The sequence below is a fragment of the Methylocaldum marinum genome (assembly GCF_003584645.1).
GTDB lineage: Bacteria > Pseudomonadota > Gammaproteobacteria > Methylococcales > Methylococcaceae > Methylocaldum > Methylocaldum marinum.
Genome location: NZ_AP017928.1, coordinates 2,096,947 through 2,111,662, shown reverse-complemented (window position 1 = coordinate 2,111,662; position 14,716 = coordinate 2,096,947). Strand labels below are relative to the sequence as shown.

General features: G+C 59.7%; 10 protein-coding genes. 2 read left to right on the top strand and 8 right to left on the bottom strand.

The genetic code is table 11. From position 1 onward, the window contains the following. Window positions 1-356 precede the first annotated feature (356 nt). The 6 genes from sS8_RS09285 to sS8_RS09255 all read right to left on the bottom strand — a co-directional run bounded on the left by sS8_RS09285 (window position 357) and on the right by sS8_RS09255 (window position 10,253). Entirely contained in the window at window positions 357-707 is a 351-nt protein-coding gene (locus tag sS8_RS09285) for a hypothetical protein (RefSeq protein ID WP_145986467.1), read from the bottom strand. Further along, window positions 704-1,720, bottom strand: a complete 1,017-nt coding sequence (locus sS8_RS09280) for a hypothetical protein (protein WP_119629403.1) — start codon at window positions 1,718-1,720, stop codon at window positions 704-706. Before sS8_RS09280 ends, sS8_RS09285 begins: the two co-directional genes overlap by 4 nt. A 408-nt stretch (window positions 1,721-2,128) precedes the next feature. Further along, a complete protein-coding gene (locus tag sS8_RS09275) occupies window positions 2,129-4,144 on the bottom strand; it encodes a TonB-dependent receptor plug domain-containing protein (protein WP_119629402.1) in 2,016 nt (671 codons plus the stop codon). A 118-nt stretch (window positions 4,145-4,262) separates the two neighbouring features. Continuing rightward, a complete protein-coding gene (locus sS8_RS09270) occupies window positions 4,263-7,214 on the bottom strand; it encodes a bifunctional YncE family protein/alkaline phosphatase family protein (protein WP_119629401.1) in 2,952 nt (983 codons plus the stop codon). A gap of 443 nt (window positions 7,215-7,657) precedes the next feature. Beyond that, entirely contained in the window at window positions 7,658-8,065 is a 408-nt protein-coding gene (locus sS8_RS09260) for a hypothetical protein (RefSeq protein ID WP_119629399.1), read from the bottom strand. A gap of 718 nt (window positions 8,066-8,783) precedes the next feature. Then, the gene (locus tag sS8_RS09255) at window positions 8,784-10,253 is read right to left on the bottom strand and encodes a sigma-54-dependent transcriptional regulator (RefSeq protein WP_119629398.1); all 1,470 of its coding nucleotides are present in this window, start codon (window positions 10,251-10,253) and stop codon (window positions 8,784-8,786) included. A gap of 474 nt (window positions 10,254-10,727) precedes the next feature. Here sS8_RS09255 and sS8_RS09250 point away from each other — a divergent pair, with 474 nt between their 5' ends. Together sS8_RS09250 and sS8_RS09245 are read left to right on the top strand one after the other, a co-directional pair. Next, on the top strand, window positions 10,728-11,387 hold the full coding sequence (locus sS8_RS09250) for a PspA/IM30 family protein (RefSeq protein WP_119629397.1): 660 nt from the start codon (window positions 10,728-10,730) through the stop codon (window positions 11,385-11,387). A gap of 13 nt (window positions 11,388-11,400) precedes the next feature. Then, on the top strand, window positions 11,401-12,720 hold the full coding sequence (locus sS8_RS09245) for a hypothetical protein (protein WP_119629396.1): 1,320 nt from the start codon (window positions 11,401-11,403) through the stop codon (window positions 12,718-12,720). Window positions 12,721-13,043: 323 nt separating this feature from the next. On the opposite strand, the gene sS8_RS09240 is transcribed toward sS8_RS09245, so the two are convergent. After that, on the bottom strand, window positions 13,044-13,475 hold the full coding sequence (locus sS8_RS09240) for an SRPBCC family protein (RefSeq protein WP_119629395.1): 432 nt from the start codon (window positions 13,473-13,475) through the stop codon (window positions 13,044-13,046). A 79-nt stretch (window positions 13,476-13,554) separates the two neighbouring features. Continuing rightward, on the bottom strand, window positions 13,555-14,712 hold the full coding sequence (locus sS8_RS09235; RefSeq protein ID WP_197716724.1) for an ATP-binding protein: 1,158 nt from the start codon (window positions 14,710-14,712) through the stop codon (window positions 13,555-13,557). Between the last annotated feature and the right edge of the window lie 4 nt (window positions 14,713-14,716).

Genomic DNA, 14,716 nt, shown 5'->3' with positions numbered 1-14,716 from the left:
GCAAAGGATTGCCGACCTACGATCGTGCACCCTGTAGGTCGGGAATCCCTTCCCGACGTTCACGCTCCGACCGAGCGTCTTCGTCGGCAAGGGATTGCCGACCTACCCCATTAGGTCGCGAATCCCTTCGCGACATCACGCGGCTCGGCCCGCGGTTTGCCGCTGGATTCCCAAGAAGGTATCCACGCGCGAATAGCCGCAAAGTCGGTATGAAAATGCTCTAGCCCGTATCCGTTACCGAAACTGCCGATGCCGCCGGCAATGGCGCATCAAGGCAGACAGGTTCCGTCCGAGGGGAGCCCGAGGGCGGGGCTACAGGTCCGGTTGGCGGCGAAACCGTCCACAAACAGGTACTTTCAGAAGAGGATATCGGGTTTCAGGAGCACGGCTACAACAAAGCTCACACCGAAGCACCATCCGGCCCAGATGGTCACAATGGCAATATAGCGCCACCAGCGTGGTGCCAGGTCGATCGTAATAACGTGACCGGTTCTTTTCTGGAACCAAGGTGATACCAAGCAATGGCCGAGGGTCAAGGCCGCCACCCCGGGCAAGGGCGGGGTCGGCTCGATCAGCTCGCGCCCGGTCCGGCGGCGATGCCAGGGCATGAGAACCCACTCGATAAAGTACATACCAACAATTCCGACCAGGCAACTCAGTACACAAACCAGTGCAACTATCGCAAAAATCACTTCCCCGGTACTCACCAGTCGGCCACCCGTTCGGTCACATCGTAGATTGACTCGCCAAGTATAGGAACACCTTTGCTGCCAACATATCCACCGCCGAAGCTGCCTATGCCCCCGACGACAGCGCACCAGAGCAGGCTGGACCCACCCGTAGCTACACCGAAGGCAAGGTTGCAAAGCCCGTAGGCGCCGTAGCCGCCCGCTGCGCCGCCCAAGAGACTGCCACCCAGTCGCCCGGCTTCACCGGCGATGCGCCGGTTTCGGTCCCGGCGGTTTTCCTCGATGTGGCGCTTGATCTCGGCTGCCGACCAGGCGGTATCCAGGGCGATGCCGATATGGCCGAGCGCCTTGGCCTGTCCGGCCGCCCGGTTCAGCCCGGCGATCCGTTGACGCAGTTCCGGTATCCCGCCGGCAGCGGAGCCCGCTTGCCGCCAGCGGTGAACGATGCGCTTGCTGGAGAGACCCAACCTGCGGCGGATGAGCGGTTCGTCGGGACCGACCAGGCCGCGGCGCAGCCAGCCGCGCAGCGAGCCGTCGAGCCGGTTCAGCAGTTCCCGGCGGCGGTGCTGGAAGGCCGCGCCGCTCAACTTGCCCGAGGCCGAATAGGTGTCCTGGTAGAGTTTCTGAAGCTCGTTGAGAATCTTGGTGATATCTTCGATCTGACGCTGCCCGGCGTAGGCATAAGCCCCGAGCCCGCCGGGTGTCTGCAGTGTCTGCGTATATTCCAGCAGTTCGTAAAGCCGGTTGGTGATCTCCGGGTGTTCGATCGGTCCGCGGATGCCGCGCGGCCAGAACCGAGGGTCGCGCAGGTTGGCGGCAAGCTGGACCTCGGCGGCCGTGCAGGCCTGACCGGTCGGTACGACCAACATGGTTCCCGGTTTCAGGACGGTGTCCTCCGTGATCTCGTTGAGCTGGAAGAACCAGGCCAGGTTGGCCGAATCCGGGTTGTGGTAGACCTCACGGGCGTGGTCTACCGCCATGACGGGCCTCTCGACGATCGAAAAATGGGGTTTGGTCCGCGTTTCAGCCATGTGTCCTTGCTCTCCTCGATGCGAATTTCGGAAAGAATAGACGCATTTCCCCCAAGGTCAATGGTGAAAGAAGCCTTAGTAGGTCGGCAATCCTTTGCCGACCAACGCATCGGCCCGGCGGTGGCGTCGGCAAAGGATTGCCGACCTACGATCGTGCACCCTGTAGGTCGGGAATCCCTTCCCGACGTTCACGTTTCGGCCGAGCGTCTTTGTCGGCAAAGGATTGCCGACCTACGAATACTTCCGCGCAATGTGACGCATTGCGAACGTCTCGAAACCCTGGGCGCATGACGTCAAGTCGCCCGGGTGTTTCGACCCAGCCAATCGAATCCCCGGCAAATCCTCGCAAAGAGCGGTTCGTATGCCGTAGGACTTTCCTGAATGTGCTTCGGTGCCGACGGTCGCCGCCTAGAACCTGAACCGATAAGTCGCCAGGACATTGAGTCCCGGTGCGAAGATGCCGGAACCGTGCGCCTTGTATTGCTTGTCGCTGAGGTTTTCGAGGCCCACCAGCAGTTCGTGCCGGGGATGCGGCGTGTAGCCCGCCTTGAGGCCGAATGCGGTATAGCCCGGCGTGCCGTCGGGACCGATCCGCGGGTCCTCGATGTCTCCGGCGGCCAGTTGGTCCTGATCGTCCGCCCACCACACCGAGCCTTCGATCCACACGCGATCGGCGGGGTAGTAAACCAGGCGGGCGGAACCGTATAGCGGCGGAATGCGCCGCAACGGAGCCTTGGTCCGCGCATCGCGGCCTTCGGTCCAGGTCAGGCTCGCCCCGAATCGCCATTGCGGGTTCAGCCAGAACTCGGTGCCGGCTTCCACCCCCTGAATTTCGGCATCGTTGATGTTCCGGCGCTGCTTGATCGGCGTGCCGTCGGGTTGCCGGCCCACGGTGGCCCGGTCGATGAATCCCTCGTAGTCGGTGTGGAAGTAAAACACCTCGGCGCTCAGCGCCTGGCTGCGATACTTGAGGCCGATTTCCTTGCTGAAGGATTCCTCGGGCTGAAGAGACGTATTGGGAATTTCGTTGAAGAAGTCCACGCGGCCGAAAAAATCCTCCATGTTGGGTGCGCGGAATCCGAACGCCAGGCCTCCCACCAGATTGAGATTCGGCGTGAGCCGGTAAGCCAGGTTGAGGTTGCCGGCGACGGCGTCCGTCTCGAAGCCGAGGGTTTGGTCGGCCACCTCGCCGGCCGCTTCGTACCGGTTGTAGCGGATGCCGAACACGCCGTCCAGGGTATCCAGCAGATGGGCCTCATCCTGGAGATACACGGCCCAGCTCTCGTAAGTCGCACCATCGGGCGTGCCGGGGGATAAGGTCCGTTTCGAGCCGGTCGTCCGATCGCGCCGTTTCATGCGGGTCTGATAATCGTCGTGGTAGTACTCCGCGCCGTAGGTTAGGACGTGGCTGTCGAGCACGCGATTCTTCAATTGCAGCGTGAAGCCTATCGTATCGACGTCGGTGAGTTCGCGCGTCTCGATGCCGGGCGTTCGTTCTCCGATGATTTCTTCTCCTTCCCGCTGGTTGTTGTAGGAGATGTTGAGGCGCACGCCGTCGAAGATGCCGAGCCGGTTCGCCCGGTATTCGAGGTAACCGAAGCGCCGTTCCTGGGGCGCGTAATTGAATTTCAGTTTGTCGCCCAGGGTGACCTCGCTGGTCTTCGGAACGTCGAACTGACGGGTGTACTGAGCGGCGAAGACCAGTTCCTCGTCTTCGTTCAGGCGATAGTTCAGCTTGATGTCCGCATCGGCTTCGTCATAAGCGCTGGGAATCTGTTTGCCCGAAGAACCGCCTCCGTCGAGGTCGTCATAGCGTTTTCCGGTCGCTCCGGCGATGATTCCGAGCCGGTTCCAGTTGCCTTCCATTTGTCCCCGGAATACGCCGGCTTCCGACGCGCTTTCGAAATGCGCCGAAAGCAGGCCGTCATAGCCCAGCGATTTGGAAAAATCGGTGCGTTTGCGCGTGATGATATTGATCGCCCCACCCAGAGCGTCGGTGCCGTAGAGTACCGAGGACGGCCCTCTCACGGTTTCGATGCGCTCGATGATGTGCGGATCGATGGTGTTGAGATACTGGTGCGGACCGAAGCGGTAGAACGAGTTGTTCAGGCGGACGCCGTCGACCAGGATCAGGACCTGTTTGCCGGTGAGGCCGCGGATGAAAGGCGACCCGCCGCCCTGGTTGGTTTTCTGGATGTACACTCCCGGTGTAAATCGGAACAGGTCCGGAGTCATGGACTCTAGCGAGTTGTCGATGAATTCCGGGGTTATGGTGGATACGGCCTGAGGCACGAGAAAGGCGTCGCGCTCGCTCTGGGTTGCGGTGACAACTATACGGGGCAGGTGCGACGGATGTTCGTCCGCGAAAGCGGAAACGGCGATGAACAGAGTCAGCGCTGAAAAAAAGGAATATCGGGTGATCACGAACAGTAGGAAAACTTGGAGGCTGCCGGAGCAGGAGCGATTCGGGTAGTGTCTGCCGCCTGCAGCCGCCGGGCGCGAATAACCGCGGCCGGCGGGCTGACGAGCCTGCTGCGGGAGCTTAGTCCGCCGCAGCCACGCTCTTCCTGGCGCACAGGGTTTCGGTGCGGGCCGCGTGGATTTTCAGGAGCGCTTCCCGTCCTTTGCGGAGATCGCGTCCGTGGCGCTCTTCCGGATACGGAACGTTTTCTCCCTTCAGTCCTTTCCACAGCGCGCGGTTGAAGGCGTCAACGTCCAGTTTGTCCTCCACGGAGAAATCCTGCCGGCTCATGGCCGCGTTCCAGTAGGCGGCGTCCGCCCTGGGCATGCCGGGGCAGGCGGGTGCCGATGCGACCGGGGCGGTGTCGCGCGGCGGCAGCTCGAGCTCGGTGGTGTAAAGAATGTCCGGCACCACGGCCTGGTAGTTCCAGGATTTCTGTTTTTTGTCGAAAATGTCGGCCATCGGGGCGGTCAAACCGTCGTTGATGCCCAGCGGCGGGAGTCCCAGGACTTCCTCGATCGTTCGGATCATGCTTACCGTGGTATACCGGGTGGACACCAGCGCTCCCTGTTTCACGTACGGACCCACGACATAGGCGATGCTGCGGTGCGCGTCGACGTGGTCGCCGCCGTTCTGGGCATCGTCTTCGATAATGAACACCAGGGTGTCGTTCTTGAACCGGCTGTTGGCGACTTTTTCCACCAGCCGGCCCACGGCATAGTCGTTATCCGCCATCTGGGCCGGTACCGTGTTCACGCCGAATCGGGCGCTGCCGAAGTTTCCGAAATGGTCGTGCGGCAGCCGAACCAAGGACAGGTTGGGGAGCCGGCCTTTTTCCGCGTACTGGTCGAACTCCCTCTCCCACTCCCGGAACAGGTAAAAGTCCGAATTGTTCTGGTCGTAACCCCTGAAATATTCGTCGGTGTGCGGTTTCAGCGCCTGCTTCAGCGCCACCGCCTGTTTGACGCCTTGCTCGAAGGGTTTGTCCACCACCGGGGCTCCGGGCAGGTTGGATACGTAGAAACCGTAATTCCGGATGGTCAAGCCGGCGCGCAGGGCGGCATCCCACAAATAGCCGGTTCCCGCTTCGCCATCCCGGGAGTCCGGGGCCGCGACGTCGGCGCTGCCGGCGAGCATATCGGGATCGGTGAAACCGGAAGCCTCTCGCTCTTCCGGCGTGAACGACACCGGGAAGTTACGGTTGGCGCCCTCCCAGTCGTAGCTCAGGCCGCGCCCGGCGTAGTTGGGCGGCTGGGTCTTCTCGGTGAAATCCGTGGTCCGTGCCGCCGTCGTCCAGTTCCAGCCTACCCCGGAGGTTTCGCCGCTGTCGTAGAAATTGTCCAGGGTTACGAATTGGCGGGCCAGGCGGTTGTGGTTCGGGCTGTAGGGCGACAGGATCGCGAGGCCGGGGTCGCCATCGCCTTTCTCGAGATCGCCATGGATCTGGTCGTAGGTGCGGTTTTCCTTCACCACGTAGATTACGTGCTTGATCCGGCTGCGCAGAAAGGCCATGGTGTCCTTCCAGCGGGCGTGGTCTCGAACGGTGGGGAAGTCGTTATTATAGGCCACCTGCCAGGTAAGCCGGGCGAGGTCCTTGCCGTCCGGCACGGGCAGGGTCAGGAAGCCCGCTTTTTCCGATTGCCAGACGTACTGGTTGGCGGCGTTGCAGGCACTGAGGGAACCGGATGCGGTGGAAAGTGTATTGCGGCAGGCTTGGGGATTGGGCCCGGCGATGCTCTTGCCGTTCACCACATAGAGTCTGCTGCCGTCCGGGCTCACGCTGACGGCGTTGGGATACCAGCCGGTGGGAATGAGGCCGATCAAACGGCTTTTGCGGTAGCCGGCGTCGCCGCCCCGTTTTTTGTCGAGGGAATGTTCGCGGCGGCCTCCGAGCTGGATGACGGCCACCGAGTTGGTCCCGCCGTTGGTAACGAACAAGCTTCTTTCGTCCGGGGAAAGCGCGACGTTGTTGGGGTTGGCGCCCTTGAACTTGTTCGCCCGCGGGAAAACCTGCTCCGGTGCGGTGGTCAGAATTTCCTCGACGATCCGGTCCTCGCCGGTGTCGACGACCAGCACCGTATCGCTGTTGTCGCTGGCGACATAGAGACGGTCCCAGGCCCTGCTCGGGGTCATCTTGTTCGGCTGGCCGCGGGTCTTGATACGCGTGCGGATGCCGATCGCATCGCCGTCCAGGTTGAGAACCACCAGTTCGCGGTCGCGCTGCGACGAGACATAGGCCTTGTCGTCGCCCTTGAAAGACACCGCCAGCGGATACGTTCCGCCCGGCGTGCCGGTTTGTGAGGGATCGGTCCGGCCGGGACGCAGGTCCAGTTCGCCGATCTTGCTGCGCGTGTTCAGGTCGATCAGGCTCACCGAATCGTTTTCGTAATTGGCCACCAGCAGCCGGTCGCCCCTGGCATTGACCGCCAGGCCCGCGGCCATCGGCCGGATATTGAGTCCGGCCCCCTGGTTACTGTGTCCAAGCGCGATTTCCGACGCTTCGGACCATTGACCGGCGTTCGACGTAAACACATGAACCGTGTCGTCGACGCCGCCGGATACGTAGAACTCATGGCCCTTGGGATTCCACGCCAGGCCGTTGAAGGTGTTCGGCACCTGGACCGCCTGTTTTTGGACCGGCGCGGGGCCGGTGATGTCGAACACGAACACGTATTCCCGGGATTCTTCCGCCACCCGGGAACCGGTCGGACCGTTGTTGCGGTTGTAGCCGCTGGTCAGGATGAGCAGAGTCTTGCCGTCCGGGCTGACGGCGGTATCCACGGCGTGATCCGCGAGGAATTCGGGACGCGAGGGCAGGCCCGGGTTGAGCGGCTGGAATAGGGCGTGAGGCGCGGCATCGGGCGTGACGCGCTTGCCGGTCGGCAGAAATTCTCCCTCGCTGAGCACGGTGCCCATGCGGGTTGGGGGCCCGGCCTCGTGGCTACCGGTCCGTGCATGCGCGGGTGTCCCCAATAGCAGGATCAGTTCGATCGAAAGAATAGCGGCCGTTTTCGTATGCCATGGAAAGCTCATTGTCATTCTCCTTCTCGGTTATCGGAAGCAACGCGTGCGTACGCCGATGCCGAGCGGATCATACGGGCGGAAAATTTCAGTCTGCTTACCGATCTGTTACATGACCGGGTCGGTTTGGTGACAAAAGGGAAGGGAAGAAGATCGGGCCGGGCGCGCCGGCCCGGAAATCGATTGAGTGTTCGAGTGGTGTCGATCCGGGGAAACTCGTCCGACGCCGCGCTCGGAGCAATTTCGAATCTACCCTACGGGAGCTTGCGAGTAGAGACCGTTTTGGAAATCAGGATGCAAGCCGCGGCCGAGCGGCGTGATGTCGCGGAGGCATTCGCGACCTGCAGCGGCACGATCGGCAGCCGAATATTTCCGCCGAGCCTCGCCGAACCGCGATTAGGTCGGAAACGGATTCCCGACCTAATCGCGGTTTCCCCGGCAGGTACGAAAATCTTCTAGCCGCCATTCGCACGTATCATGTAATCGTGGTAGGCGGGGATCAGGATAGCGGCCAGAATGCCGAAGCCGACACCGCCTACGACGATTATCAGCCCCCCGATGGACCAGCGCCGCTGAATCTGGTTGAAGTGTTCGAGACTGTCCCAGCGCTTGTTTCTCCACGCCAGCTCTCGTCCTCTAATCCCGAGATAGACACTAAAGACGAAGCCGATATATGGGATAAGGCAGAGCAAACCTATCCAGGTTCTGTTGAACACGGCCCAGATCCAGGTTAGCAGGAAGGCCCCCCAGCTCCAGCCCCGCACTCCGGGCGGAATGACGATTGAACTGCCGCCGCCGGAATTGTTTTCACTCGAGGGAATGTCGGCAACGCGTGCAAGAGGTGGTTTGTATGGATTATCCAAGATGTCCTCCGTATTCAGTTGGGTAGTACACGTTCGAACGAAGCCTCGGCGCGCTGAGCGGCCGGTAGGAAACAGACGGTTTCAAGGCCGTCTCTTGCTCCGTCGAAATGACTGGTCGGACTGACATGGATTCCTTCTCGGGGGGTATGCTTTCGGTTCACATTCCTCGATCTGGCGCCCGATCCCGGAATCCGGCCCGACACGACGTGAAGTTTAGTAGGCAACGCCGGTGCTTAAAACGCGACGGCAGGCAGAAGAGCTGTAAGTTTCTGCGGATTTTCTTGTCAGCTTCGCCTTACACGATGTAATACGCTTGCCATACTATCCACATATTTCGTGGACAACCCTGTGGATAAACTTGGGGATGGTCCAGGCCACCGCCCGTATTTTCAGGCTTTCCGTTGACCTGATCAGGTTCTGCTCAGGCATTGTCCTTTCGATGCCCCTAGAGCTATGTGCTTGATTTTTCGCAATACATCAGTTCTTGAACGGCACATCAATAGCTTACGGTTTTGTCGCCGGGAGGAGCAGTCCCTCATTCCGTCTGTCAAGGCTTGACAGTGGACAACTTCACTCGGCGCTTCGAAAAAGCCTTCTCGCCGGAATCGGGAAACCGTACGGGAGGTCTGCCGGATGACCGCCATGCCACTGCGGCATGCCGGGACCGAACGGCGCCGGACCGCGCATCGCTGCCCGCTGTTCGGCGAGCGGGGCGGGATCAAGATGGATCAACGATATATTTCCTGGCGGTACGCCGATCGAGCCGGGTTATTCGCGCGACTGCTTCGTAGCTGCCGTACTTCTCGTACAGGAAACGGCAATATTGCTGCAACAACTGCTGTACGCCCGGTTCAGCGCCGGTTTCAGCCAGCCTGAAAGCGGTTCCAACGTCGGACGATCGAGCGTTTTCCGCGCCGCGGTAGTCGCCGGTCAAACAAATGCGCCGAATGCATTGCTCCAGCTCCCTGACGTTGCCAGGCCAGGAATAATGTTGCGGAACCGTTTCCCGAATCCGGTCTTCTATGCGCGCGACCAGTTGTCCGTCGGGATTGTCGAGGACCCGTTTCAGCAGTCTGCCGATCAGCGGACGCAGCTCTTCCGGGTTTTCCCGCAAGCGCTGCTGAAGACCGGGCACGACGATCACGTCCGAGCACAAGCGGTAATACAAGTCATCCCTGAAATGGCCGTCTCTCCGCAATTGCTCGATGTCGCGGTGGGTCGCGCTGATCACGCGCCCGGAAAAGCGCTGTCTTTCATGGCTTCCGACCGGACTGAAGGTCCGGTCCTGGATGACGTTCAGGAGTTTGACCTGGGTCGGGATGTCGATATCGCCGATCTCGTCGATAAACACGGCCCCGTATGGGCTACAGCGCGCGAACCCGCCCGGATGGTTCTCGATGGCGCCGGTAAACGCGCCCTTCTTGTGGCCGAACAACTCCGACTCCAACAAGGAAGCCGGAAACTGCGCCAGATTGATCGCCTGGAAGGAGCGGGTGAAACTTTCCCGGAATCGGCGCCGCTTGAGATCGAACGGAATAAAGCCGGAACAGCCGATGGCACGGGCGGCCAGGCTTTTGCCGCTGCCGGTCGCGCCCAGCAGGAGCGTGGAAAATTCCTCCATGCGGCCGATCAGATAATCCAGGTACCAGTGCGGATTGAAGGTGAAAATATGGTTCCACAAGCGCATGCGCAGCTCGACAATGGACGGGCAATCGCCCGAAACCGACGAATTGATGAAAAGGAAACCGCGGCGCAGCTGATAAAACAGCCCGATGTATTTCGCGCAGTCCGCTTCGCCGAAGCCGGCTCGCCGGAAACATCCTGTCACCTCGTCGGCAAACGGCAATTCGATCGGTTCATCGCCCGCCCGCTCCTGAGCGGCGATGAACCGATCGAAACGATCCTGGAATTCATGGAACTGATAAAACAGCCAGGCATATTCCATGATTTCCCGAACCCGGCCCCGGTAATCGCCAATGCGAAATTCAGCCGGCGGCTTTAGGGCTTGTAAGCGTTCGCGCAGGAGTGCCTGAATTTTTTCGCTACGCCGAGAAAGATCCCATTGACCCGGCGTACCGTTCAGAACCCGGCAATCCGCTGACTCCCGCTCTCGGCTGAAAGGATTGACGAAAGCCAGGTCGGCGATTTGCTCGAAAAACTCGAATTGTTCCGGTTGTCGTTTTTTCACCTGATAGGCTTGCCTCGATGCCGTCTTGAGTGGTCGATCCGTTAGTCATTTTCGGTAGGTGCTACGTGCAATCTATGTACATTGTAGTCGCCGGGCAACACAAGTGATGGCGCCATCGTATTGAGTTAAAGGAAGCCCTGAATAAGCCCTCTCCCTCTGGGAGAGGGTTGGGTGATGGCCTTTTAGATCAATTAGTTGCATAGATCGCTTCTCCGAATTTGAGGCTTGATCAGAGCTTTCTTCCTAAAGGAAAAATGGGACATGGCCCGGCTCTTGCCCTAGAACGTTTTTCATGTCGGTGTACGGATTCGTGTCGGGAAGGAAGACTGTAGGTCGGCAATCCCTTGCCGACAAAGCCCTTTGCCGAGCCGGTAAGTCGGCAAAGGATTGCCGACCTACATATCGGGATCCCTTACACCGAATCGAAAAATGCTCTAGTGAGCTTGAATCGAAACTCAACCCAGGAGAGTCGCCATGAACTATTTAAAACGCCTATTCGTCAGCTTCAAGGGCCAAATCGACCAGGTCGCCGACGAGTTCGAAAACCACGAAGCCCTGGCCGGCGCCGCCATTCAGGATTTGCAGGCGCTGGCCGGCAAGACCCGGCTGCACTTGCATCGGGTCGGCAAACTGTCGGAACACTATCAGAAGCAACTTCAGGAACAGCAGGAACAAGCCCGCCTATGGTCGGAGCGCGCCGTCAAGGTGAGAGCGACCGATGAACAAAAAGCCTTGCAATGCGTCAAGCGCTTGCGCGACACGCAACGGCAAATTGTCGTGCTCGAGCAGCAGTACCGGGACAGTTCGGCCCAGGAAGCCAAAATTCGCGAGGATTTGAATGCGATCCAGGAACAGTTGCAGGTTCTCAAAAATAAAAAGGAGATTCTGGCGGCCAGGCAAAACCGGGCCAATCTGCAGGGCGCCTTGCTGAATCAGGCGGGAACGCGGTTGCCGGACGTGCAGACCGTGTTCGACCGCTGGGAAGGTTCGGTGGTCAGTGCGGAACTGGAAACGCCGGACCGCATCGAGACCGACAGCTTCGCCAGCGCCTTCGAACAGGAAGAAGACGAACTGGCATTGAGAATGATGCTGGACGAACTGGACGGACAGAGCGAGTCCGCAGAGAAACGCTAAGCGGGAGGCGATCATGTATACCCCTGACTACGACGAATTCCCCGCACGGTCTCCCGCGGAAACCGACCAGACACCGGCTGCCGCCAGCCTGACCTCGAGAATCACCGGCTATCTGCGCTGGGTCGGCTCCATACTGATTATTCTATCGGCCATCAGTTTCATGCTGCAGGGACACGAAGACCTGTTGCCGGCCTATCGCTATTGGGTCGGCCTGGGGCTGACCCTGCTGCTGTGCGGAGGCGGCCTGGTTTGCGCCAGGCTGTTCAAGGACACCAAGGGCGCCCGGATTTTCTTCGGGCTGGGAGCGGCTTTTGTGCCGGTCCAGGTTTCTCAGGTCAGCGCCATGCTCTACGCCTATTGGCACGGCCAGGCCGCGCTGCAGCCCCAATATCGCTGGCTGCAGTTCATGGATGTCAGTCCTGCGGTGATCGCCCTGGATTTCGTTATAACCGCGGTGTTGCTGGTGGTGGTGAGCTATGCCGGCTATGCCATCCTCGCGCGCAAATATCTCGGAACGCTGCTCCGGGCGACGGTGGCCGGCAACCTTTTATTGATGCTGCCGATTCGCGATGCGACGCTGATGGCGATTGTGATTGCGGGACTGTTCGTGTTCCTGCGGCGAACCGAGCAGCGTTTGCATCGGGACAGCAGCATGCGCCTGCCGGAGGGATTGACGGCGAGGGCGCTGGCCAGTCTGCCGTTGTGGATCATCATCGGCCGGAGTTTCTTGCATCCGGCTTCGTACCTGCTGGCGGTCGCGATAGGCGCCATCGTGCTGGTCTGTTGTATCTATGACATCAGGCGATACACGCAATCGGCTTCCGTCATCTATGTTTGCCAGTGGCTGGGGACTTTTTCCGCCGTCGCCATCTGGCTGATCGTACTCGAGCAATTTTCGACGGTTTCCGTCAATCGACTCGGTGCCATGCTGCCCGTTGTGGCAATCTTGTTCCTATTGTCCGGCCAAGTCGATTTTCATGCACGCTTGTATCGTTTGGCCGGTTCCGTCATGGCCGGCGTAGTGACTTTCGGCGCAATCCTCGATCAACAGCCCCTGGCGCCCGTATCCGCCATCGCCGCGGGCATCCTTCTGACTGTCGCCGGCATCAGGTATCGGGAGAAGATGCCGTTCTTCAGCGGCAATGTTTGCGTGGCGGGCGGTCTTCTGTTCCATATAAAGGATGCGGTCGCCCTGTACTCGGCGGCTCCCTGGATCAGCTCGATCGGATTGGGCCTGGCGGTTATCCTGCTGGCTTCCTTGATCGAAAACAAGGAGAAACTCATCAGGGAGAAATCGCGTTATTACTACAATGAATTGAAGAACTGGAATTGAGAAATCATTCCGGGCTGTCGAAGCAGAAACATCCGGCCTCTGTCGCGGGAGCTTCCTTGAATCAGCGCCGGATGCGTTCCGGACCCTGTCGAATCGCAGCAGACGTTAATGCCGTCAGGCGAAAAAACCACTCCTTCCGGGAAGGATCGGTTTAGAGCCTATCTCAGTAGGCCGTTCGCCCTGAGCCCGGTCGAAGGGCCTGTCCTGAGCCCGGTCGAAGGGTTTTGGGACCTGCAGGGATAGGCTCTTGGTCGGGATCCTTCCCGGCCAGGGATCTCCCGATTCGCGGCGGCAGCGGCCGATGGGGCGATTGCTCGCGGACTTCATGTGCGCTGTTCAACGAATGCTTTCAGGCTGTCGAGCAATGCGTCCCAGATCGCATCCATCCATGTGGCCATTTCCTCCGATCGTAGATTGTTTTGCTCAAGATCCAGCCGGGTCCCGTCCGGTTCAGGCGATAAACGATAGTCGATCGTCAAATGATTCTCCGGGGTTCTTTCGGTTCCGTGATTGTCGCTCCAGTAGCTGTACCTAAATCGGCCGGGGCGCGACAGGTTTAGGATGACCCCGTAATCCCTGAATTCGTTGCCATTGTTTTCTCCTGTCAACAGTATCTCGCTGCCTTCGTTCCACTCGGACGTAACCCTTTTCAACGGAAAGTATTTGACAATATCTTCCGAACGAGTCAGCGCATCGAACACTGCCTCCGGTTTTGCATGGATATGGATGCTCTTTTTTATGGTAAAGCCGTTCAATCGTGTTTCCTCAAATTGGCAAGTCCTCGGCCGACAGCGAGCGTTCGGCGCAAATTGGCAGGGACGTAGGTCGTGAGCCTCAAAGCGCCGCGAGCATTTCCACCAAAGCTCTGAGCCCGATCACTTCAACATCCGCCTTGATAGGATAGCGGTCGCTACCTCCATACACGACAATACGTCGATCCGGCCGCAGATCATCGCAGGCGATCTGGAAGCCCTTTTCCAACTTTGGAGAGAGGCCTCGCTTGATTTCTATAGCCCACAGGCCTTTGCCCGGCATCTCCAATAGGAGATCGATTTCGGCGCCGACGGCGGTGCGGTAAAAGCTTGGCAGTGTTTGCTCCGGTGCAGCCGCGAGCAGATTTTCGATGACAAAACCTTCCCAACTCGCGCCAACAGCGGGATGGCCACTGAGCGCATTATAGTCCGTCAACCCCAGCAGGGCATGGGCTATGCCGCTGTCTCGAAGATACACCTTTGGGGATTTGACCAAGCGTTTGCCGAGATTGGCGTGGAACGGCCGCAGGCGGCGGATCAGTAGCAGATCGACCAGTAAATCGATGTAGCGTGTTACGGTTTGCGCGCTGATCATCAGGGAGGTGGCAAGGCGCGAGGCATTCAACAGGCCGCCCTGCTCATGGGCCAACATCGTCCACAGGCGCTCGAGGGTCTCCGCCGGTACCCGTGGACCGAATAGCGGAATTTCCCGCTCCAGATAGGAACGGATGAAATCCCTGCGCCAACGCAAGCTTTTCCGATCGTCCGCCGCGAGAAAGCTGTTGGGAAATCCGCTCCGCACCCATAGCCGAGCGACGTCTTCGCCATTGCCGGCCGAGGTTTCCAGAATATCGAATGGCCCCATATTGACGTAAGCGATCCGGCCCGCCAAGCTCTCGCCGGATTGGCGGAGCAAGTCCAGGGAGGCAGACCCCAGAATCAGGAAGTGCCCAGTTCGATAGCCGTTGCGGCGTCCCTCATCGATCAGTCCGCGCAAACTCTGGAACAAATCCGGCATTCGATGGATCTCGTCCAGAACAACCATGCGGTCCCGGAAGTTTCGCAGGAACAATTCCGGATCGGTCAGTTTGGCGCGGTCTTCCCGTGACTCCAGATCCAGGTAGACGGAAGGACGCTCTTGCGCCAGCGTCAAGGCCAAAGTGGTCTTGCCGATCTGGCGGGGGCCTATCAAGGCGACGGCGGCCTGGTCGCTCAGGGCTTCTCTGACGATGGGCAGCATACGG

Bases quoted from the DNA above. Each gene is read 5' to 3' on its own strand.
- sS8_RS09280 (WP_119629403.1), bottom strand. From the start codon at position 1,720: ATGGCTGAAACGCGGACCAAACCCCATTTTTCGATCGTCGAGAGGCCC.
- sS8_RS09270 (WP_119629401.1), bottom strand. From the start codon at position 7,214: ATGAGCTTTCCATGGCATACGAAAACGGCCGCTATTCTTTCGATCGAA.
- sS8_RS09250 (WP_119629397.1), top strand. From the start codon at position 10,728: ATGAACTATTTAAAACGCCTATTCGTCAGCTTCAAGGGCCAAATCGAC.
- sS8_RS09245 (WP_119629396.1), top strand. From the start codon at position 11,401: ATGTATACCCCTGACTACGACGAATTCCCCGCACGGTCTCCCGCGGAA.
- sS8_RS09235 (WP_197716724.1), bottom strand. From the start codon at position 14,712: ATGCTGCCCATCGTCAGAGAAGCCCTGAGCGACCAGGCCGCCGTCGCC.